General features: G+C 66.1%; 8 protein-coding genes. All 8 read right to left on the bottom strand.

The genetic code is table 11. The features are described from left to right. Positions 1 to 135: 135 nt before the first annotated feature. On the bottom strand, positions 136 to 12,702 hold the full coding sequence (locus tag HRH33_RS11520; RefSeq protein WP_167418376.1) for a filamentous hemagglutinin family protein: 12,567 nt from the start codon (positions 12,700 to 12,702) through the stop codon (positions 136 to 138). A gap of 184 nt (positions 12,703 to 12,886) precedes the next feature. Next, positions 12,887 to 14,068 carry a substrate-binding domain-containing protein gene (locus HRH33_RS11515; protein WP_034138697.1) on the bottom strand — a complete coding sequence of 394 codons (1,182 nt, stop codon included), beginning with the start codon at positions 14,066 to 14,068 and terminating at the stop codon, positions 12,887 to 12,889. Between the two features lie 345 nt (positions 14,069 to 14,413). Further along, a complete protein-coding gene (gene gspF, locus HRH33_RS11510) occupies positions 14,414 to 15,619 on the bottom strand; it encodes a type II secretion system inner membrane protein GspF (protein WP_034138698.1) in 1,206 nt (401 codons plus the stop codon). After that, on the bottom strand, positions 15,616 to 17,037 hold the full coding sequence (gspE, locus tag HRH33_RS11505) for a type II secretion system ATPase GspE (RefSeq protein ID WP_167418377.1): 1,422 nt from the start codon (positions 17,035 to 17,037) through the stop codon (positions 15,616 to 15,618). The genes gspF and gspE overlap by 4 nt, the downstream gene beginning before the upstream one ends. Before the next feature lie 139 nt (positions 17,038 to 17,176). After that, complete coding sequence (gspD, locus tag HRH33_RS11500) at positions 17,177 to 19,495, bottom strand: type II secretion system secretin GspD (RefSeq protein ID WP_167418378.1); 2,319 nt, start codon at positions 19,493 to 19,495, stop codon at positions 17,177 to 17,179. After that, positions 19,492 to 20,004: a type II secretion system protein GspM gene (gene gspM, locus HRH33_RS11495; RefSeq protein ID WP_167418379.1), complete on the bottom strand. Its 513-nt coding sequence runs from the start codon at positions 20,002 to 20,004 to the stop codon at positions 19,492 to 19,494. Before gspM ends, gspD begins: the two co-directional genes overlap by 4 nt. Beyond that, positions 19,997 to 21,061 carry a type II secretion system protein GspL gene (gspL, locus tag HRH33_RS11490; RefSeq protein WP_167418380.1) on the bottom strand — a complete coding sequence of 355 codons (1,065 nt, stop codon included), beginning with the start codon at positions 21,059 to 21,061 and terminating at the stop codon, positions 19,997 to 19,999. The genes gspM and gspL overlap by 8 nt, the downstream gene beginning before the upstream one ends. Further along, positions 21,058 to 21,936, bottom strand: coding sequence for a type II secretion system minor pseudopilin GspK (gene gspK / locus HRH33_RS11485; RefSeq protein ID WP_167418381.1), 879 nt, complete (start codon positions 21,934 to 21,936; stop codon positions 21,058 to 21,060). Before gspK ends, gspL begins: the two co-directional genes overlap by 4 nt. Positions 21,937 to 21,939 lie beyond the last annotated feature (3 nt).

The following is a 21,939-nucleotide window of genomic DNA, read 5'->3' as shown; positions in this document are numbered from 1 at the left end:
GAACTTTTGTCATGAAAGCTTCATTTGGGATTGGGTCGGGGGCATTTACGCGCTGATCACGCAGGGCTGCGCGCCGAAAAAAAACGGGGCGATCATAGATCGCCCCCAAGGTCCATCGAGAGGTTCTGGCGCCCGTTAAAGGCTGATTTGTCTGCGCTCCTCGTCGGTCAACCGCGCCCGCGCCTGTTCGCTCAGCGGCCCGGCGCCCAGCACCTGCACAGGGCTGTCGGGGTTGTAGGCCGAGGTTTTCTGCTGCTCTTGCGGCTCACGCGGCACCGGCTCGGAGCCGAAGCTCAACACCTCCACGGTGACGATCGACGCCCGGCTCTGCCTGGCCGCCGCCTGCTGGCTGCGCGCGGCGTCTTCCGCAGCCTGGGAGGCGGCCGCCCCGGCGGCGCTGGCGGAACTCAGGGCGCCGGTATTGACCGTGGCCGTCACCGGCACGCCGCTGGATTTGCCCTGGGTCTGAATATTCGTCGCGTTCACCACGCGCAAGGCGGCGATGTTGACGTTGCCGGACACGCGAATGCCCGCCTCGCCCGCATCGATGGTGCCCAGCGGCGCGATCAGGTCGATATCTCCCGCCGGCACTTCCGGGATCGGGTTCAGGGTGGCGATCCCCGCCCCGGTGCTCGGTACCGACGGCGACAGGCCGACGTTGCCCCAGTTGTCATAGACACGCTTGGGCGGCGTGTACACCACGGTGGTCTTGGAGCCACGGCCGGCGTTGATATCGCCCTGGGCGGTCCAGCCCAGGATCGAGCCGCCGAAGGTGGTCATGATGCGGCTTTGCCCCAGGAGAATGCTGCCCATCGAGTACAGCTGGATATCCCCCGCGCCTTGGGTGATCACACCCGCCGTCGACGGTGGCGCCGCGCCTTCGATACCGAAGGTCTGGCTGCCGCCCGGAGTGAGCATCTGAATCGCTCCGCCAGCGTTGGTGTGTACACCCGAGCCGTTGAACAGAGTGATATCGCCCTGATACGTGATCGGGTTGCCGGCCACGTCCTTGGTCGGAAACAGCGCTGCAATCGCTGCGCGACCTCGCACGTAACTGCCCTGGCGCACGCCGCCGGCCTGGGTGTATTCGCGACCGGCGGCCTTGAGCTCAGCGAAATACACGTCGCGGGCAAACACCCGTTGCTGCTCGGCGGGCAACGCAGCGTAGTAGGCGCGAGCCTGGACGGTGTCGCCGACAAAGCCGAAGCGCTCGGCGAGCCAACTGACCAATTCATCGTCGTAGGTCTTGGCGACTTTGCCGCTCTGCAAGGATTCACCGGCCTGCGCCTGATTGAGCGGGTTCAGGTAAGCCTCGACGAACCGACTGTAATCCGGCCCACTGGCGCCCACACCGGCCTGCATAACGATGCTCGCGCCGGGGCGGTTGTCGCCCGGCAACACCGCGCCGAGGCTGGTTACGCTGTGCTCACCGCCGACACCGGTAAGCAGGATATTGCGCCCGGCCGAGACTTCCAGCAGGCCAGGGCCGGCCACCTGGAAGCTGCTGTAGAGAATGTCGCGCCCGGCGGACACGATGGAGATGTCCTGGGTCGCGTCGTGCATAAACAGGTTATTGCTCGAACGGCCAAACATCATGTCATCGCCGAACGCGCGCCCGCTGCTGACGATATCCCGCCCGGCCAGCATGCGGACCGGGCCGCTGCCTTCGTACCAGGTCTGACCTTCATGCAAGCTGCCAGGGGAGGTGTCGAACCGAATGATCCGGCCACTGCTGACCCCCACCAAGTCGCCGTCCATGGCATAAAACCGCGCGGGCTCGCCACGCCCGCCGGTGGATGCGGACGTGGTGCCGGGCCCGAACGCGAACAGCGCGCGGGCATCCAGGTTACCGCTGGCCGACAGGTTGCTCGCCACCACCTGGGTGCCGAGCATGCCTTGGAAGGCCGGATTCCAAGGTGTCGCCATGGCGCTGCCAGCGGTGCCGGAGCGGCTGACGGTCATGCCGCCAGCGTAGATTGAATCCTGGGCGAGGAACTGCAACTGGCCATTGTCGGCGGGCGCCAACAGCAAGGGGAACATGTAGGTGTTATCGCCGTTGGCCTGGGCCTCGGCCGCTTTACCGTAATACAGGCTGCCGCCGGCGGCGGTGGCCCTGAGGATCGAGGGATACACCACCGCCAAGTCGGGGAGCGCGTCGATGCGGCTGAAGGGCGTGAGGTTGCCGCCCAGGGAAAACAGGTCGATGGCCGTGTCTCGGGTCCACAGCGTAAACCAGCTGGAACCGCCGCCAAGTGAGGCGCCTTGGGCAAACGGCGACACATGGGAGAGCACCACCCGGCCTGGGTCTTCGACGTTCTGCACCACCAAATCACCCAGTGTCTGCAGGTTGAACGTGGCATCACCGGGGACCAGGGTCATGCCGCCACGGGCAACGCCACGGGTCGCGACCTGCGGGTCGAACGCGCGGGTTTCACCCGGGCTTTGGCTTCGCGCCGTGCTGCCGTACAGCAGGTCGACACTGCCCACGGTCGCGCTGCGCAACTGCACGTCGCCGCGCAGGTTGACCAGCACGCCGTCACGGTGGTCCGTGGTGGCGGCCACGCTGGCGGGGTTCAGCGCGCCGCCGATGCGGACACGCAAATCGCCGCCACCGGTCAGCTGCTGGCTGCCATCGGCGGCGATCCGTCCGGTACTGCCGACGGCCAGAACCAAGCCCTGGCTGTGGGGGTTCACTTCGGGGCGATAAACGCTGTACCCCAAGGTATCCAGCACCCCGGCGTTGCCGCTCACATTGACGTCCAGGTTGCCGCCGCCCAGGGTGCCAAAGCCGGTGAAACCGAGCAGTTTGTCCGCCGCCGCGGTGGCGGTGTAACTGCCGAAGTTGATCCACCAGGCCGTCGGTTGCGCCGGCCCGCCCGTCGCCACGGCACCGCTGCCCTGGCGCCATAGCCAATTGCCGACGGCCGCCGAGTCGACCCCGACATCCTTGGGGTTGGGGCGCACGCTGCTGGCTACGCTGCTGGTGATATGCCCGGTCAGGTCACCGCCCACATTCAGGGTCAGATTGCCGCCGGCCTCCGGGTACCAAGCGCGGTACAGACTGGTGGACGAGCCGTTGACGAACTGTTCGAAGAAGCTGCCGGCGTCGTTCAGCACCGTGCTGGTCAACGGATCGGCGCCCGCCCGCTTTGCCTTCGGCAGGTTGTAGGGGTCACCGGCGAAGGTGCCGGTCGATGAGGTGCCCGCGGTGTACACGCCGAACAACGAGTCCATCTGCAGGTTGCCCGCGCTCAACAGTTCAAGGTCGCCGCTGCCGGTGCGGATCACACTCCAGCGCGTGCTCGACGGCGTGGCGCCGTATTCGGTCTTGTTCTGGGCCGCGCAGTATTCCGGCAGTTGGCCGCACACCTCGTCCACCCCCGGCAATTGCAGGTCGGCCAGGAATTCATTGGTGATCACCGCCCCCACCGGAATCACGATACCGGCCTGTTCCAACAAGTCATCGGCCGCTTTCTGAGTCCACACGTAGGTGACTTTCATTGCGCAGTAGTCCGGCGAACTGGCACAGAAATCCTCGATAGAGCCCGCGCCCAACACGTCAAGCAACGATTGCTCGATGGGGTCACCTACCTTGACATCCACACCGGCGCCACTCAGTTCAGCCACCGCCAGGGCGGTCCAGGTCTGAACGCCCTTGCTCGGCAATTGCTTGGCGAACATCCCGTAGTGGTTGTCCGCCAAGTGCATATCGCCACTGCGCGGATGAGCTTGCAGCAGGCGGCTGTCCGCCGCCTCGGTATCGGCGCCCGCCACCAGGCGCAAAGACCACGACTGGGTACCTTCGGCCAGCATCGGCGAAATCGCCCAGACCTGCCCGGCCGGGCCGGAAACCCCGACGCGCAGGGCGACCGAGGTCGCATTGTTGGGCAGTTTCACATCGGTCCCAGCCGGGATCAGTGCGCCCTTGGGCAAGGCTTTGCTGCCACTGAGCTGCACCGTGTTGTTGGCCGGGTTCGCCTGGTGTATCGCCGGCAGCGGCACACCCTTGGGCCAGGTCATACCGTCCAGTCGGGTGCCTTGGGCCAACAGTGTGCCGGCGCCCAATTGGGTGCCGATCGCCAGGGTCTGCGCCTCACGCAACAGGGTGCCCGCAGCGAGCAACAGGTTGCCGCCGGCATCGCGCACATCGGCCGAGACCACGCTGCCCGCTGGCAATACCAGCTCCTGGCCCAGCGTCGCGGCCACCGGCAAGCGGGTGCCGGCGGCCATGGTCAGCGCTTTGATAGGCAGGTCGTAATTTAACGTGCTACCGGCCGGGAACGCCGTGCCATCGGCCAGGGTCACGCCGTTGCCCGGCACCACGATGGTGCCGCCGCTGAAGTCGACGCCCGGTAGCAGCACCCAGCCTTTGTCATCCTCGGACACCGGCGGTTTGGCGAAGCCATCGTTGAGGCTGCCGTAGATATTCAGGTCGCCGCCGGCGCGCAGGGTCAGGCTGCCGGATTCACCGGAGCCGTAGACCGCGTTGTCCTTGACGCTATGGGGGTTGAGGCTGGCATAGCGGTAGCCGGACAGGTCCAGGTCACCCTGCACCACCAGGTCGCCATCCAGGGTTTTACTGACGATTTCCACCCCGGGGCGCAGGTGGAAGGCATCGGCGTAGGTGGCGTTGTTCAGGCCGGCGAGTTTGTTATCCAGCAGGTTCTGGTTGAGCAGCGCCGCATTGATAAAGGCGTCGCTCAGGGCGTGTTTCTGGTCCAGGTAGCCCTGGGTGATTTCCTGGTACGGCCTGCCGCTGGCGGTCGGGTCGGTTTTTTCCGGCGCATCGTCATAGCGCGCCATGCCGTTGAGGGTGATGGAGCGCGCGCCCTGGATGGTCAACCGCCCGTGAGCGTCGATGGCCACGTCATTGCTGCTGCCATCCGGGTTGATCAGGCGCGGCGCATTCAGCTCCAGGGTGCCGCGCGGGCGCCCGTCGTTGCCGCTGGCGGCAGTGCCGTGGCGCAGGTCGATGCGCACGCCGTCGGCCAGGGTCAGTTGGCCATCGCCGGACCCCAGCACCACCATGGCACGGTTCGGCGCGTCGATGATCTTGCCGTAGCTGTCCACCCGCAACTTGCTGCCGTGGGCATCGAGCACGGCGCTGCCGTCCAGGGTCAGGCCGTGCTTGCCGGCCAGGTTGATACTGCCGACGCGCTCGCCGCTGGCATCCACCAGGCCAGTGACCCGCAGGCTGCCGTTGTCCACCGACACACTGATGCTGCCGGCCTTGAGCCCATCGCCGATGGTCAGGTCGCCTTGTTTGAGTTGGAAACTGCGCGCGCCGAACACCTGGCCCTGGTTCAGGCGTTGGTTGAGGTCGGCGAACTGTTGGTCCAAGGCACCGCTGCTGCCCAGGCGCTGCGCCTGGATCTCCACGCTGCCCGCCGGTTGCGGCATCGAGGTGCCGCCGGCGTTGAAGTAGCCACTGCTGCTGCCGAGGATCTTGCCTCGCAGGTCGACGATACCGCCCGCCGCATCCGTGGCCACCGCGCGCAATTTGCCGGCCTGGTTGTGCTGGGCCGACAGGTCGATGGTCGAGCCCGCCGCCTGCAGGATATTGCCGCTGCGGCTGTCCAGCAGCACGTCGCCGCCCCAGCCGTATTGGGTCACATCGTTGAAGCGCATCGCACGGCCGGCCACATCGATCAGGGCGTCGTCGGTCAGCACCAGATCACCCCGTGTACTGAGGCTGACTTTACCGCTGGGCAATACCACCGCACTGGCCACGCGCAGGCTGTCGCCTTGCAGGGACAGTTGTGCGCCCTGGCCGTTGGCGTTGCCACGGGGGCCTGATGACGCACCGATGTCAATCGCACCGCCCGCCTTGATGTTGTTCACCGAACCGGCCTCACCGGTCATCAACGGCGTGCGAATGGTCAAGTTGCCGCCGCTGTACTGGTAACCGCTGACCGGGTCATAGGCACCCTGGCGCTGGTACACCGACAGGCTGCCTTTGTGGTTGGCGGTAATGCGTTCGCTGGCGTTGAGATTCACCGTGGCAAAGCCCAGGGCCAACCGGTCGAAGCTTTTCACGTTGCTCGGCTGACCGAAGGCGCCATACCCGAACTCAATGCGCTCGGCGTTGATATCCAGGCGCCCGCTGCCGGTGCCCGCACCGCCCGTTACCACTGCGCCCGGGGCCTGGGTGGCGCCCAGCCAGATCAGATTGGTGGTGTGCAGGGTCGCCACGTCGTTGGCGTCGCCGGCGCCGTACAGCGCCGGAGTGGACAGCATCAGGTTGCTCAGCAGCGATTTGCCGGTCAGCGGGTCATAGGTGTCGAGGCTGGCGTTGCCATACAGGTTGAACCCGTCGCGCGCCGACAGTTGCAGGGTTTCCAAGGCCGGGGCGCCGAGTTGCGTGTCGCCGCGCAGTAGGCGGTCGAGCAGTGCCTGGTTCAAGGTCAAACCGGCCGGCAAGCGGTTGCCGGCGGCCGCCGCGGCCAGGGCTTCGACGCTGCCCAGGTTGATGGTGCTCACGCCCAGGTTGAGGTGACGGGTGCCATAGCGCACTGGGTCGCCCAGTTGGAACGTGCCGTCGGTCAGGGCCACGATACTGCCCTCGGAGTACAGCCCGGTCTGGCCGACGCAAGATTGGGCAGCGCAGGCGCCGACGTTGATCCCCTCGCTGATCACACCGCCGGGCCGCGAGGCACTGACCACGTTGAGCAAGCCGTTGGACACCCCGAGCATATTGGCGACCTGATAAATAAACCCGTCGCGGGCATCGTAGCTGGCCTTACCCCGGCCCAAGGTGTTGAGGGAGGCGCCCTGCTCCACCACGATGGCGCCGGTGTCGCTGACCAGGAACACTTCCGGCGCCGCCAGGGTGGCACCGGCCCGCACAGTGATGTTGCTGTTGGCGGCATTCACCCCGCTGGCCAGGCTGATGAAGTTACCCGACTGACCGTAATCCACCACCGTCATGCCGCCGATCATCAACCGTGCGGCACCGATAGCATTGAGGGTGTCGGCTCTGAGGCTGATGCCGCCGAAACCGGCGGTGGCAGACGCCTGCGGCGCCACCACCTCGATACCCAGCCGGCTCTGGTCGAGCACCGCGACCGTACCGCCGTAGCCGCCGGTGGCGGCGTCAAAGCGCCCGATACCGTTGAATGAAAACCCGTCGGCCCCCGCGCCGGGGCGCAGGGCCAACTTCAGGGTTTTGGCGTCGGCTTCCAGCAGAGGGCGCGGTACGCCCAACCGGGCGGCATCGGCCTTGGCGAACTGGGCGTAACTGGTTTCGTTGTATTGGGAATAGCGTCGCAGGGTGTCCGCCGAAGTCAGGATCAACGGGGTGGCGACGCTGTTGCGGATGCCGGTATGGGCAATCGACAACTGCCCGGAGGTGGCCCATGAGCCGTTGCGCATCAAGGTGGTCGCGCTGTCGCTGCCCAGCCCCGCCAGGCCATTGATCTCCACGCGATAAGCCCCCGGCATCAGCGCGTAGGTGGACGGCATCAAGGTGTAGGTGCCGGCCGGCAAGCCCGGCACCCCGGCGCCGATGGTGACCTGTTGGCCCACCAACGGCGCCACGGCACCGCCCTCGGCCGCTACCGGCGCCGCACCCGGCTGCGCCCCCGGCACAATGGCGTAGATCGGGTTGGTGGACAGCCCCGGCAGCACGAACCCGGCACTGGCACCGAACTGCACCAGGGGGTTGTAGCGCGCATCCGTGGAGCCGCCGCGTCCGGAGATAAACCCGGCGCCCAGCAGCTCGCCACCGCCCGACAGATCGACGACCGCCCCCGACTGCACGGCCACCGACTGGCCGCCCAGAATCACGCCGACGCTCAGGTCGCTGTTGGTATTGACCAACCCACCCTGACCGAGAAAGGTCACGGTCTTGCCGTTATAGGTGTAGACCTGCCCGTCCAGGGTGCCGCCATAGGGCAGCACCAACCCCTTGCCGCTCACCGAAGTGACGCTGCCCGGCAGCAATTGCACCTGGCTGCTGCCCATGCTGCCGATATTGATCAGGCCCAGCGGCGCGCGCACCACGCCGCCTTGCTTGACGGTGGCGGCGCCCAGTTGCAGGCGCCCGAACGCCGAATACGGCAACGCCGCATCCGTGCTGCCGACGCGGCCAAGGGTCAAGCTGCGCAGCGGATTAAAGTCCAGGCCCTGGGTAATGGTGCTGGACTCACCGAGGTAGCCGGCAATCACCCGGGCACTGACGTCCGTGGCGGGGTACACCTGCGCCGCGCGCAAGGTCATGTCGCCCTGGGTCAGCAACTGGGTGCTGACGCCGGTGATGATGTCGTTCACGGAAGTCCCCGCCAGAAAGCGCAAGTCGCCCTGGCTGGTCAGGTTGACCTGGTCGAAGCCACGGCGCTCAAGGCTGGCCTGGCTGGCGTCGGCGCGGTACAGACTGCTGCGGTTACCGAAGATCACATTGCCACGCACTTCGACCAACTGCCCCTCGGCGTTGAACTGCGCCTGAGTGGCACGCTGGGACGGCACCGGCAGCACCGGCACCGGACGTACGTAGAAATCCTTGCCGCTCTCGGGGGGCGGCAGATAGCCCGCCAGCAGCAGGTGCGGCGCCGACAGGTCAATGCGTGCCGTGGCGGCGGCGTTGTCGCTCAGGCCATAGCCACGGCTGTACAGACGCAGGCTCTGGCCCATATTCAGGCGGATGTCGCCGTCAAAGCTCAGCAAACCATTGCTCAGCAGCGCGAGGTTATCGAAGCCGCCGGCCTGGACTTGATCCACGCCCAGACGTGCGTGCCCATAGTCCAGGCTGTCGGCCGCCGCTGCGGGCGTGCCGGCCAGAGCGCTCGGTGGATGCCCTTGGCCGAGCACCAGTTCACGCACCTTGAGCACCCGGTCAGCGACCCCGGTCTTGGTGTAATACGGGCTCTCCAGCGCCAGGTTAAGACTGCCGCCCGCCGCGCCAGCGCCACCGGCCCTGGCCATCACGCTGCCCTCCAGGTACAGGCCGTTGTTGGAGGCCAGGCTGATGCTGCCGCCGTTGCTGGCTACCGACACCGTGCCCTGCCCCGGCACCGTCAGCTCGGCTTGGGTGCCGGAGGCGTCCAGTCGTGCGCCGTCGCGGACTACCACAAACAGGTCGCTGGCCTTGGCCAGGCCGGTGTTCAGGTCCAGCGTGCCGCCCAGGCTGATGCTGCCGCCGTCACGCACCACGCCATAACGGCGCCCTTGGCTGTCCACCGCCGTGGCTGCCCGCGCTGCCACATCGATCAGTGCGTGCTCGCCAACCCAGATCGAGCGGCCATGACCGGCCGCATTCACCGCTTCCGAAGTGGCTGCAGTCAGCCCCTCAAGGCTGACGCTGCCGCCCCAGGCATTGAGCGTGCCATCCATTGTCAACTGACCGACGCTGCGCAAGTTGATGGCCTGCCCAGGATCGACGTTGATCACCGCCCCCTGGCCCACGGTCAAGGCCGTGCTCGCCAGTTGCGCCGCCGTGGCGAATACATTGCCGGCGGTAAGGCTCAAACCGGCGCCGCGACGCTGGGTCAGCACGCCTTTGGCGGCATCTTCCTGATACAGCGGCGAGGTCCACTGCTCCAGGGCCGTGGTCGGTGCGTCGCCGGTCGCCACCGTGGATGCCTGCGCGCCCAATCGATAGGTCGGCAGGCTGACATTCACTTGAGTGCCGTCGGTGACGATCAGCCCTTCGTTGCCGGTGATGTCGTAGGCCGAGAAGCCCTTGTCGAAGAAGTCGCCGGCCAGGTGCAAGGTGTCCGGGTCCATCGCGCCGACACGGTTGCCGATCTGCACCGTGCGCGCCTGCAAGGCCAAGGTGCCGCCGCCATTGACGCCATAACCGCGCACGTCGCCATCCAGGGCCAGAGCGCCGAGGGCGCCCAGGGTCACGTTGCCGCCTTTGCCGCCGATCAGCTTGCCGTCTACCCCCAGGGTGGCCCCGGAGGACACGTCCACCCCGCTGCCGGCCGCCAAGTTCAACTGGCTCGAACTGCGCAGCGAAACCTTGCCGCCGTTGATATACGCCAGGCCGCTGCCATTGCCGGGTTCCAGCAGCAGGTTATTCCAGCGCCCGCTGGTGTCGAGTTTGACGCCTGCGCCCAGCGTGACCTGCGCGCCACCGGCCAGGGTGGTGTCCTCGACCACGCCGGCCTTGAACGGGTTGACCTGGCTGAGAATGTTGCCGGCGTTAAGGCTGCCGCCGTGGGCCGTGAGGTTGGCATTGATGTCGACGCGCGGCCCGAACAGGGTGATATCGCCGCCGTCGGCCACGCGCAGCGCGCCATTGACGCTGACCTGCTGGCGAGCCGCGACCTTGATGGCGCCCAACGGCGCGGCATTGAGCAGGTCGCTGTCGAGCACGATCTTGCCCTGGCGGTCGGCCGGCAATGCATTGGCGAGGTCCAGGCCATCGGCAATCGCTTGCGTGTCGTTTTCGAGCGTCACCTGATCGGCGTTCGCCCCCAAGGCGTAGCGCAAGGTGCCGTTGGCTTTGTTGTAGAACGGCGTGTACTGGCCCACGATCAACTGCGCGAGCTGGGCCATGGCCTTCTGGGATTGCTGGTAACCGTCCAGGTTGGGCATGGGCGCCTGGGTCTGGCGGTCACCCTGGAATACATCGCTGATCAGGCGGCCTTCCAGCACCGCGCTGGAGGTGCCGACCACCAGTTTGCCGGCGTCCCGGCCCACGGTGTACCCGGCCTCATTGCGGCCTTGGGGGGCGATCAGCGGGTTGTAGTAATACTCGGTCTGGCCCCAGCGCACGCTAGTGTCTTCGTAACCCTTGTAGATACCGGAATAGAGAATGTCGCCGGGCGCTTTGGACAGCTCGTACAAACGCCGATTCGGCCCCTTGAGCCAGGTCTGGCGGATATAGCCGCCTTGCACGTCCACAGTGCCGCCCGACAGATTGATCTGCGCGCCCTGTTGGGTCACCGCTTCCTTGCCGGTAAAGGTCACGGTGCCGCCCTGGGCCATCCATTCACCCACCGAATGGCCCTGGGTGCCAAGGTAACCGCCGACTTCCAGCAGGCCACCGGCGGTGTACCAGCGGTCGGTGGCGTAGCCATTGGTGCCGGCCGGCACAAACACCAGGTCGCGTAGGTCGACCCACACATCGCTGTTGATCAGTTGGCCGTTGTCGCGGTTGACCGACGCATCGCGCTGCTCGTTACCCTGCACGTTGATCTTGATGTTGTTGGCTTCCATCGCCACCTTGACGCCGACGGCCCCCGATACATCGATCATCGCCCCGTCGCGCACCAGGCTGCGCTGGCCGGCACTGACGGCCACCTGGCCGCCGGTGGCGAGGGTGATCGAGCCCTTGCGGAAATCCACAGTGCCGCCGCTGACGATCTCGATCCGTGACTGGTCCGTGCGGTCGGCTACCGCGCTGAGGTGGTTGAACGCGCCGCCGATCAAATTGGCGGGGCTGCCGTCGAGTTTGATCAGGCCATTGTCTTTCTGACTGTTGAGTGCGGTGCTGCCACTGGCGTCCAGCAGGATCGCGGTGGTGCTGCCCTCCCCCAGGCTGACGCTGCCGCTGCTGTCGCTGGCCGCGTTGAGCAAGTGCACGGTGCCGCGAGTGTCCACCGAGGTGCTGGCCAGGGCCACGCCGTTCTGCTGCACCTGATGGCCGGTCAGGGTGACGTCGCCGGTGGACGCCATGATCAGGCCGCTGTTGGTCACCGCTCCCGCGGTGCTGCCCGCCTTGAGGCTGGTGGCGACTTCATTGCCACGGGTGGTGGAACGCTCGTTACCCGCCGTGCCCACGCCTTTGCGGATGTAGAAACTGTCACCGGCCGCCAAGGTAGTCTGGCCCTTGGCGGTGATGATGATGCCGGCGTTTTCCACGTCGCTGCCCAGCAGCAAGGCATAGCCGCCGGCGTCGGTGGAGGTGGCGGCGTTGTGGGTCTGGATCAATGCGCCGCGCTGCACCTGGACCTTGCCCGCCGCGTCGGTGAATGTCGGTTGGGTGCCATTGGTGTCGACATACAGGCCGCGCTGGGTGAACTGTTCATCGGTGATGTTCGCCGCCGCCGCTACCAGGTTGCGCACGTTGACCTGGCTGGTGCCGCTGAACACCACCCCGTTACGGTTCATGATCATCACCGTCCCTGCGCCCTTGATCTGGCCCTGGATTTCGCTGGGGCGAGCCTGGGCGTCGTTGACGCGGTTGAGTACTGCCCAGGTGGACTGCTGCTGGAAGTCCACCGTGGTGTTGCGCCCGACGTTGAAGGTTTCCCAATTGAGGATCGCCTTGTCGGCGGTCTGCTCGATGCTCACCGTGGTCTTGCCGCCGGCCTGGGTCTGGGTCGGCGCCTTGGCGTTGGTCCAGCCCTGGGTCAGGCTGTTGTCCACTTGCAGGCCGCCTTTGCCCAGGCCATCGGGAACCGTCGACACCTGGCCGAACGCCGCTTGCCGGCCGGCGGCCTGAGCGGCCTGCTGCGCCGCAATCGCCGCGACGCTGGTGTTCAGGGTGCTGATGGAACGCGCCAACTGCTGATTGACCCGCGCCTGCTGGTTCAGGGTCGGCACCGACGGCATCTGCCCGGCACTGATGCGCGCCGCCGTGGTCGCCTGGGTCGCCCCCTTGGCCGCGAACCACGCCGGACTGAACGCAGTCGCCGCCGAGGCGTTGCCCGCCACCACCCATAAGGCGATGACCTGCGCCAGCGGCTTGAGACGCAACACAGTCTGGGCCCGTGAGCCCTGGACATTCAGCTTAAGCGTGGGTTTGCAGCGGACCATCGGGACACTTCCTTCTTTGTTATCGCCAGGAGCAACACAGGCTCACGTATGAGGGTTAGGCGGTTGGCGAGAGGCCGGACTGAACTTCTGTCACGCAAAGTTCATATACGGCTGTTAGCGCAAAAAAAAATCAGCAACGGCACGGGCCGTTGCTGATTGGTAAAGCGATGCTGAACAGCGGGGGTTACAGCGGACGACCGATGGCGTTGCACACGCTGGTGTTGCCGATGCCTTGAGCGCTGGTGGCGGTGGCGAAGGTGTCACGCACGGCTTTTTTCCAGTTCGCTGGCAGCGGCACGAAGCGGTTGTTGTTGATGGCGGTGTCGTTGTTCACCAGGCTGCCGTAGTGGCGGTTGAAGAAGCCGCGCACTTGGGTGGTCTGGGTCGCATCGGCATAGCACTGGCTGAAGATCAGGTTGGTGAAACCCAGGATCGGATAGCCGCTCGAAGGGTAAGCGAAGGTGGCTGAGCCGCTGGCCGTGGCCGCGAAGACCGGTACCCAGTTGTCCTGGTTGGTCGCGTCGATGAACGAGCCGTCAGCCCGCGCTTCGGTGGGCGCAGGAATCTGGCCGATGGCGGTCGACACGTTGGCAGGCGCAGGGGAAACACCGGCGACTTTGGCGACTTTGGTGGCGTCATCCAGGCCGGCCAGGGTGGTCGCGGCGTAATCCGGGCTCATGTAGGTGATGCGACCTTCCACAGCGTTCAGCGCGTCCATCACGCCTTGGCTACCGGCGGCGGCGACAGCGGTCGACGGCAGGCCACCACCGTAGCTGGACGAGAACGTGGTGGTCACGGCGAACGGTTGAGCTTCGGCGCACTTGGCGTTCAGGAAGCGCGTGAACAGTTCAGTGGTGCCGCTGGACTCGCTGCGATACACCAGGGTGATCGGGCCGGTACGGCCAGCGCCGGTGATCTGGCTCCAGTCGGTCAGGCGGCCGGAGAACACACCGCACAGCTGGCTGACGCTCAAATCGACGGCGTTGGCGCCCGCCTTATTGAACGGAATCGCCACCGACGTGGCCACCGACGGCACCTGGATCAATTTGCCCCAGGTCGGTTGCTTGTTGGTTTTGTAAGCCAGCAACTCAGCGGCGCTCAGCTTGGAATCGCTGCCGGCCCAATGCACGTTCTTGTTAGTCACGCCGGCCACGAACTTGGTGTAGTCGTTGTTCAGGAACGCCGACTTGCCGTTGCCGCTGCCCACACCGATGTAGGGTGCGAAGCCGGTGGTGAGTACGCCAGCGGTCTGGTACAGCGGTTGTGGCAGCGTGGCGCCGCCGCCGTTGATGTCCGCCATGGCCGCCTGGGCCGAGCACAGTGCAGCGAGGGTCATGGATACCGCGAGAACGTTGCGCTTAAACATGAAGAATCTCCTTTCATCGTGTTTGTACGTTTGGGGTAGATGGCTCTTGCATGACGCCATGGCTTCGGACCCAGGCCGTGTTCCGGGGGTGGCGAAGGCGGAGGCCATGGGTAGGAAATTTCGCAGCATCCGATGACAGCTAAAGGAAAAAACCTCGGGAGAAAGCGCTTGATTTTGAAAAAGATTCTCGGGTGTTTCGGTCATCGTTTTGAGCGGTTTGGGCGCCGCCGAGCGCAATGGTTTTCGCCACTGGCCGCAGGGCCATGCATGGAGTTGAAAGATGACGGAATGAGGAACCCGAGCTTGGCCCCGCGCCATCGGGAGCCAGGCAAAACCCGGCGCGTATCAGGTGACCAATTGGTTGATTTCGATGATCGGCAACAGCACCGCCATCACGATCACCAGCACCACCGCGCCCATCACCACGATCATCAGGGGCTCCAGCAGCGCGGTCATACCCATGGCGCGACGTTCGATGTCCTTGGACAGGGTCTGTGCGGCGCGTTCGAGCATCGGCGGCAGCGACCCGGTTTTTTCGCCACTGGCGATCAGGTGGATCAGCACCGGCGGAAAGACTTTCTCCACCGCCAGCGCCGGCGCCAGGTTGACCCCTTCGCGCACCTTGGCCGTGGCGTCGCTCACGCATTGGCTCAGGCGCTCGTTGGACAGGGTTTGCCGCGCCGCTTCCAGGGCGCGCAGCAACGGCACGCCGGCACCGCCGAGAATGGCCAGGGTCGAGGCAAAGCGTGCAGTGTTCAAGCCCAGCACAAAGCGCCCGATCAGTGGCAAGCGCAGCACGCGGCTGTGCCAATTGAGGCGCGCCAGCGGATTGCGTAGGTACAGGCGCCAGCCCCAGAACGCACCGACCAGGCCGCTAAAGCACAGCCAGCCCCAGGCGCGAATAAAGTCGCTGGCGTTGAGCATGGCCAGGGTCAGCCCCGGCAGGTCCTGGCGTGCCTGGGAGAACGCGCTGACAACCTGGGGCACCACGTAGCTGAGCAGGAAGATCACGATGCCGATGGACACCAGCCCCACCACGCCGGGGTAGATAAACGCGGTAAGGATCTTGCCCCGCAGGTTGTTGCGCTCTTCGATGTAGTCGGCCAGACGCTCCATGACCTGGGCCAGGTCGCCAGACTCCTCCCCCGCTGCGATCAGCGCGCGGTAAATCGACGGAAAATCCCGTGGCCGCGCAGCCAGGGCATCGGCCAGGCGCATGCCGCCGCGCACATCGGTGCGTACCGCACTGAGGGTCTGGGCGATGTGTTTTTTCTCGGCCTGCTCCACCGTGGCGCTCAAGGCCGCTTCCAGGGGCAGGCTGGCACCGAGCAGACTCGCCAGTTGCCGGGTGGCCCAGGCCAGGTCGTTGTCGGAGAGCTTGGCAGTGAACAGGCCGCCGCCTGCCGTTGCCGGGGTTTGCTCCTGTAACGCCAGCACGGTCAGGCCGCGACCGCGCAACAGGCTGAAGGCCGCGCTCTGGCTGTCGGCTTCGGTTTGCCCGGTCTCGATGCGGCCGCTGGCATCGGCGGCTTCATAGCGATAGCGATTCATCCGGCGTCCCGGGTCACGCGCAGGATTTCTTCCGGCGCGGTGGTGCCGCTGCGCACCCAGCGCTCGCCGTCTTCGCGCAGGCTGAACATGCCGGCGCGGCGTGCCGCCACTCGCACGTCCTGTTCCCCGGCACCTTGATGAATCAGCCCGCGCACCGCATCGTCGACATAAAACAACTCATGGATCCCCGTGCGTCCGCTGTAGCCCACCTGATTGCACTGCGCACAACCCACCGGGCGCCAGGTGCCCGGCGCGGTCGGGTCCGGCTGCTTACAGTGCGGGCACAGCCGCCGCACCAAACGCTGGGCCAACACCCCCAGCAACGACGACGCTAACAGAAACGGTTCCACGCCCATGTCCACCAGGCGGTTGACCGCCGACACCGCGTCGTTGGTGTGCAGGGTGGCGAGCACCAGGTGCCCGGTCAGCGAGGCTTGCACGGCGATCTGCGCAGTTTCCAGGTCACGGATCTCACCGATCATGATGATGTCCGGGTCCTGGCGCAGGATTGCGCGCAGGGCCAGGGCGAAGGTCATGTCGATCTTGGCGTTGACCTGGATCTGGCTGATGCCCGGCAGGTCGTACTCCACCGGGTCTTCCACGGTGAGGATATTGCGCGTGCTGGCGTCCAACCGCGCCAGGGCGGCGTAGAGGCTGGTGGTTTTGCCGCTGCCGGTGGGGCCGGTCACCAACACGATGCCGTGGGGCTGGCGGATCAGCGTATCGAGGCGCACCAGCAACTGCGGGTCCATGCCCAGGGTTTCCAGCTGCAAGCGCCCAGCCTGTTTGTCGAGCAGGCGCATCACCACGCGCTCGCCGTGGCCGGTCGGCACCGTCGACACGCGGATATCAATCGGCCGCCCGGCCACACGCAGGGCGATACGGCCGTCCTGGGGCAGGCGTTTTTCGGCGATGTCCAGCTGCGCCATGATCTTGATCCGCGACACCAACGCGCCGTGCAGCGCCTTGCGCGGCGACACCACGTCGCGCAGGGTGCCGTCGACGCGGTAGCGCACCACCGAGTGGCTTTCATAAGGTTCGATATGAATATCGCTGGCCTCGTCCCGCGCGGCCTGGGTGAGCAAGGCGTTGATCATGCGGATCACCGGCGCGCCGTCCTGGGTGTCGAGCAGGTCGGTGATCTCGGGGATGGCCTGCATCAGGCGGTCGAGGTCGACTTCGTTTTCCGCCGCGCCCACCACAGCGGCGGCGCTGCCGGTGTCGGCGTAGGCCGTGGCGAGCAGGCCGTCCAGTTCGTCGTCGCGCACCTGCTCCACGGGCGACTCGCCGAACTGGCGGCGCGCTTCACCGATGGCCCAACCGGGCGTCGAGGGGCACACGGTGAGCAACAGGCCGCTGTCACCGGGGCGCAGCAGGATGCGTTGGGCCTTGGCCCAGGCGTAAGGGAGAAGGCTCACAAGGCATCTTCCTGACCGAGCGCGGTGCAAATATGGGAGCGGGCTTGCCCGCGATAGCGGTGGATCAGTTTGTCCATCTGTGGCTGAGACACCCTCATCGGGGGCAAGCCCCCTCCCACATTTGGATCTTCATTTAACTTCATGGTCGTGCGTCCACCGGCACTGCGCGGATAGCAGCCCTCGGCCCCGGTTGCGCGCCCGGAATCGCCTTCTCCACCGCCGGCAACTGCGGCGCCTGCACATCCGGCATGGCCCAACTGTGTTCCGGTTGCAATGCGCCCTGGGCGCGGCGCATGAAGTTGTAGCGGTTCACGGTAATGCTGCGCCCGGCGCCGCTGTCGCGGATGATGTAGGGCCGCAGGAACACCATCAGGTTGGTCTTGTTGACGCTGCGCTTTTGATTGCGGAACAGCGCCCCCAGCCCGGGGATATCCGACAGCCACGGCACCGCGTCGTTGCTCTGGCTGTAGCCATCCTGCAACAGGCCGCCGAGCACCATGATCTGCCCGTCATCCAAGAGGATGCTGGTGTCGATCGCGCGCTTGTTGGTCACCGCGCCGGCACTTACGGTTGCCCGCGCATCCAGGCTGCTGACCTCTTGATAGATATCCAGCTTCACCGTGCCGCCTTCGGAAATCTGCGGGCGTACGTTGAGCTTGAGCCCGACCTCTTCGCGCGTGACGGTCTGGAACGGGTTGTTGCTGGTGCCTCCGCCGCCGGTCACATAGCTGCCGGTGACGAAGGGAATGGTCTGGCCGACGAAAATACTCGCAGCTTCGTTGTCCAGGGTCAGCAGGTTCGGCGTGGACAACACATTGGTGCCGCCTTTGCTTTTCAACGCACGGGCCAGCACCTTGAGGTCCAGCACTTTGCCGATCCCCGGGATATCCACGGTGCCGTCCACCAGGCCGATATTCAGGCCCTTGGGCAGCACGTCGATACTGGTTTTGCTGGCGGGGCTGCCATTGATACCAGTGCCGCCCAGGTTGACGCCGCCGAACCCACCTTTACCCCCCAGGTTGCCGGCCTGCCATTGCACGCCAAACTCGGTGGCGTCATCTTCCCCTACCTCGACGATCAGGCTTTCGATCACTACCTGAGCGCGACGCTGATCGAGCATATCGATCACCTCACGCAGGTTGCGGTACAACGGGTCCGGCGCGGAGATCAGCAAGGTATTGGTGGTGGCGTCGGCCTGGATGGTCACGCCGCCGGCACTGAACGCGGTGTTCTGATCGCTGGCGGCGCTGGTGCCGCTGGTTGCGGTGGTGGCGGCGCCGGTTTGCCCATAAACCGGCTGCACGCCGCTGCCGGTGGGCGCGCCGCTGCCGGCCGGGGCTGCGCCGCCAGCTGTCGTGTTCAGGCTGTTGCCGCCCATGGCGCTGAGCTTGTTGCGCGCTTCATCACTGACCCCCGACTCACTTTCGCCGGTGAGCAACCCACGCAACGACTGCGCCAGTTTGCCGGCCTGGGCGTTGCGCAAATACACCACATGCATATTGCTGGGGTTGCTCTGGGCATTGTCGAGTTTGTAGATCAGGTTGCGCGCCAGCTCGGTGCGCTCGGGGCTGCCGGCGCGGATGATGATGGCGTTGGAGCGCGGGTCGCCCACCACATTGATCTTCTGGGTCGGGTCCGCGCCCTGGGTCTCCAACAGTTCGGCGACCATGGCTGCGATGTCCACCGCGATGCCGTTCTGCACCTGCACCACATCGGTGTCGATGGCACTGGGGGTGTCGATACCGCTGATGATCTGCGCGACGCGCGCGAGGTTGTCGGCGTAATCGGTGATCACGATGCTGTTATTGCCGGGGTATGCGTTGATCGGGTTGTTTGGCGACACGATCGGGCGCAGCACCGGGATCAGGTTCACCGCGTTCTCATATTGCAGGCGAAAGGTGCGGGTCTGCATGCCGCTGCTGCCGGCGCTGTAGATCGGCCCGCCGAGCAGCTTGGCATCCGCCTCCGGCACCACTTGGGCCACGCCGCCCACATCCACCACGCTGAAACCTTGCATGCGCAATGCCGCCAGCAGCATGTCGTAAGCCTGATGGGCCGGTACCTGGCCTTCGCTGACCAGGGTCAGGTTGCCTTTGACCCGAGGGTCCACCAGGAATTGCTGGCCGGTGGCACGGGACAACGCGCGCACCACCGCCTGGATATCGGCATCGACAAAGTTGAGCTGCACCGGCTGGTCCCCCAGCGGGTTGCGCACCTTCACGGTGGCCGGGGCCTGGCCACGGGCGCTGCTGGTCACCGCGTGTTTGACCGGGGGCCTGGCGGCCGGCTCGCGTTGGCGATCCAGCGCGGTTGCACCGCTACGGCGGGTGTCGGCCAAGGGCTGGCCGAGTTCGCTGTCCACCAGCAAGGGTTTGTGCGCCTCCTGGGAACTGCACGCACTGAGGGCCAGCAACAGCAGCGGCGCAACGGTGCGAAACGGGGGGACTGACCACTTCATGAAGCGTCCTTAGCGCCAAGCGCCTGATCCATGCGAACGGTCCCGGACACAGTGCCGGCCGAGTTGTCGACGGCATCCCCGGCACGTTGTAGACGCGCCTCGGACACCTCCAGAGAAAACGTGCGTACATTGCCCAGCAGCCAGCCCAGCGCCGCGTCGGCCGGGGCATTGTCGAAGGTCAGGCGCCATGCGCCGGGGTCCAGAGTCTGCAATTGGTAATGGCCGCGCAGACCGGCGCCATCAAGGGCCTGGCGCAGCGCGTTGTCGTCGGCGACCTGGGGTGCGGCCACATCCTGCAGCAGCACCTGCAAGGCCTCGGCCTGGGCGCGCAGCTTGGGGGTTTCGGCCTGCCAGTAAGCGATTTTTTTCAAGGCCGGCTGCACCAGTACCAGCCAGGTCAACAGGCTGGCCAGCAGCAGCCCGGCACCGATCAGCAGGCGTTTTTCACGCTGGGCCAGAGCGGCCCAGAACACCTGGGCCTGGCCGCGCACGCGTAGCCACTTATTCATCGCTGGCCTCGGCGTTCTCGACAGGTTGTGTGGGGCCGATGCTCCAGCCCTGCTCATCGCGCGTGGCGGCATACCCGGCCTGGGCCAACGCCGCTTGCCATTCCCCCGGCTGCGCCGGCTGACGACTGCCGGCCAGCAGCGCCAGGTGCAGGCGGCCTTGCTCGAAGGTCAATTGCTCAACACTGCCGACCATAAACGGCAGGTGGTTGCCGACCAGTTGCAGCAAGGCGCTGAAACGTGGGCCGGTGTCCGTACCGCCCTGGCGCGCGGCCAATTGTTGTCGCGCCTGCTGCAAAGGGTTGAGCACCACCGGCAATTCGGGAAACGCCTGGCGCACTTGCTGGCTCATCTGCGTCTTGAGCCGTTGGCCCGCGTCCGCCTGGCGGGCAGCGTACAAGTTGAGGCCGAGGGTCCAGAGGGCGACGGCCAGCGCGACGCACGCCAGCGCCCTACCCCAGCCGGCGCCCGACGGTTGGCTTGGGCGCGCCTGCAAGCCCCAGCCGGGTAGCGCACCGCTCCAGCGCTGCGCGGGCTCCAGCGGGGGCGTCGCCAGTGGCGGCAAGCCCAGCGGATGCACCGTCGCCAGGTGCAGGCTGTCGCGACTCAGGCCGTAGCCGTCCTCTAACGCTGCGCCGCCCACCGGCAAGGCATAGGGCGCCGGATACAGACCGCGCAGCTTCAATTGTGCCTGGCTCAACACTTGATCCAACCGCGCCAGCCCGGCCTTGGGCACCCAGCCCACCTGCACGCGCCCATCGCTGCCCCGTGGGCCGTGAGCGACGTGCATCTGCTCCAGCGGCCCCAGCACCAGCGCCTGCGCCGCGCAGGTCACCGCTGCATGGGTTTTGCTCGGCGGCAGCGGCGGCAGATCCAGACAGGTCAGCAGGCTGTCGCGCGGGTGCAGAAAACAGTCCAAGGGCTGGCGAGTCTTGCCCAGTTCGGCCAGGCTGGCCTGCCCGTGGGCCACCACCGCGCCACGTTCAAGCCAGACGAAGGTCACCGGGCTGTCGACACTCAGTTGGTCGAGGGGCGGCAAGCCGATACGCAGGCGCTTCATGCCCCCACCCGCGACCAGATCACTTGGGGCTGGCGGTTTTCCGGGCGGTGCAGCAAGGCGTCGAGGGTTACCCGGCGCTGTTCGCGGCGGGTCTGGCCTTGCAGGCGAAACCACTCACTGGTGATGCCCACCAGCACCGACTCCACCGCCACCTGGGGCAAGTGCAGGCGGTTGACGAAATCGCCACGGTTGATAAACCAGCGCCCGCCGTCCCGTTCGGCCACCAGCGCCTGGGCCTGGCTCAGGCTCAACCCCGGTACCACCGCACTGAGCACTTCGGCGCGGGCGGTGTTGCCGTTGACCCAGGTGACCCCGGGCAACACGCTGACAAACCCCTGCATGCGCTGCAACAGCAGCGGGTCGAGCCCTTCCACACTGCTCAGGTCGTCAAGGTTGCGCAGCATCGGGTACTTGGCCGGTTGCTCGGTTTGGTCATACGAGGCGATCACCCGCTGACTGATGCGGCGACTCAACGCCCCGTCGACGCCGATCAAGCCGCACAACCGTTCGAAGTTCTGCACCTGCTCGGCATCCGGCCGCCCCCGGTTGACCAGATTGCGCAGGTTGAACTTGCCCTGCTCGTCTTCCAGGCGCCCTTCAAATAGGCCTTTTTGAGCACGCGCCCACGGTTGGTCGAGACGGGTCAGCACGTCCTTCTGACGCGCCTCCCATAGCCGCTGCCGACTGTCCTCCAATGCACCGAGCAATAGCCACTGGCCCTGGATACGCAATTGTTCGGCCTCCAGGCTGCGGGTGAACACGCGCTGGCGCGTCAGCAGGCCGGCGGCAATCACCGCCACCACCGCCGCGATCAGCAAGGCGCTGATAATCGCGATGCCGCGCTGCTTCGCCGTCATGGGCGAATGCCGTTTCATGGC

This window comes from Pseudomonas rhodesiae (assembly GCF_013285305.1).
Lineage (GTDB): Bacteria > Pseudomonadota > Gammaproteobacteria > Pseudomonadales > Pseudomonadaceae > Aquipseudomonas > Aquipseudomonas rhodesiae.
This window is presented reverse-complemented; position numbering and strand designations above follow the sequence as displayed.

Bases quoted from the DNA above. Each gene is read 5' to 3' on its own strand.
- HRH33_RS11520 (WP_167418376.1), bottom strand. From the start codon at position 12,702: ATGGTCCGCTGCAAACCCACGCTTAAGCTGAATGTCCAGGGCTCACGG.
- HRH33_RS11515 (WP_034138697.1), bottom strand. From the start codon at position 14,068: ATGTTTAAGCGCAACGTTCTCGCGGTATCCATGACCCTCGCTGCACTG.
- gspD (WP_167418378.1), bottom strand. From the start codon at position 19,495: ATGAAGTGGTCAGTCCCCCCGTTTCGCACCGTTGCGCCGCTGCTGTTG.
- gspK (WP_167418381.1), bottom strand. From the start codon at position 21,936: ATGAAACGGCATTCGCCCATGACGGCGAAGCAGCGCGGCATCGCGATT.
- gspL (WP_167418380.1), bottom strand. From the start codon at position 21,061: ATGAAGCGCCTGCGTATCGGCTTGCCGCCCCTCGACCAACTGAGTGTC.
- gspM (WP_167418379.1), bottom strand. From the start codon at position 20,004: ATGAATAAGTGGCTACGCGTGCGCGGCCAGGCCCAGGTGTTCTGGGCC.
- gspF (WP_034138698.1), bottom strand. From the start codon at position 15,619: ATGAATCGCTATCGCTATGAAGCCGCCGATGCCAGCGGCCGCATCGAG.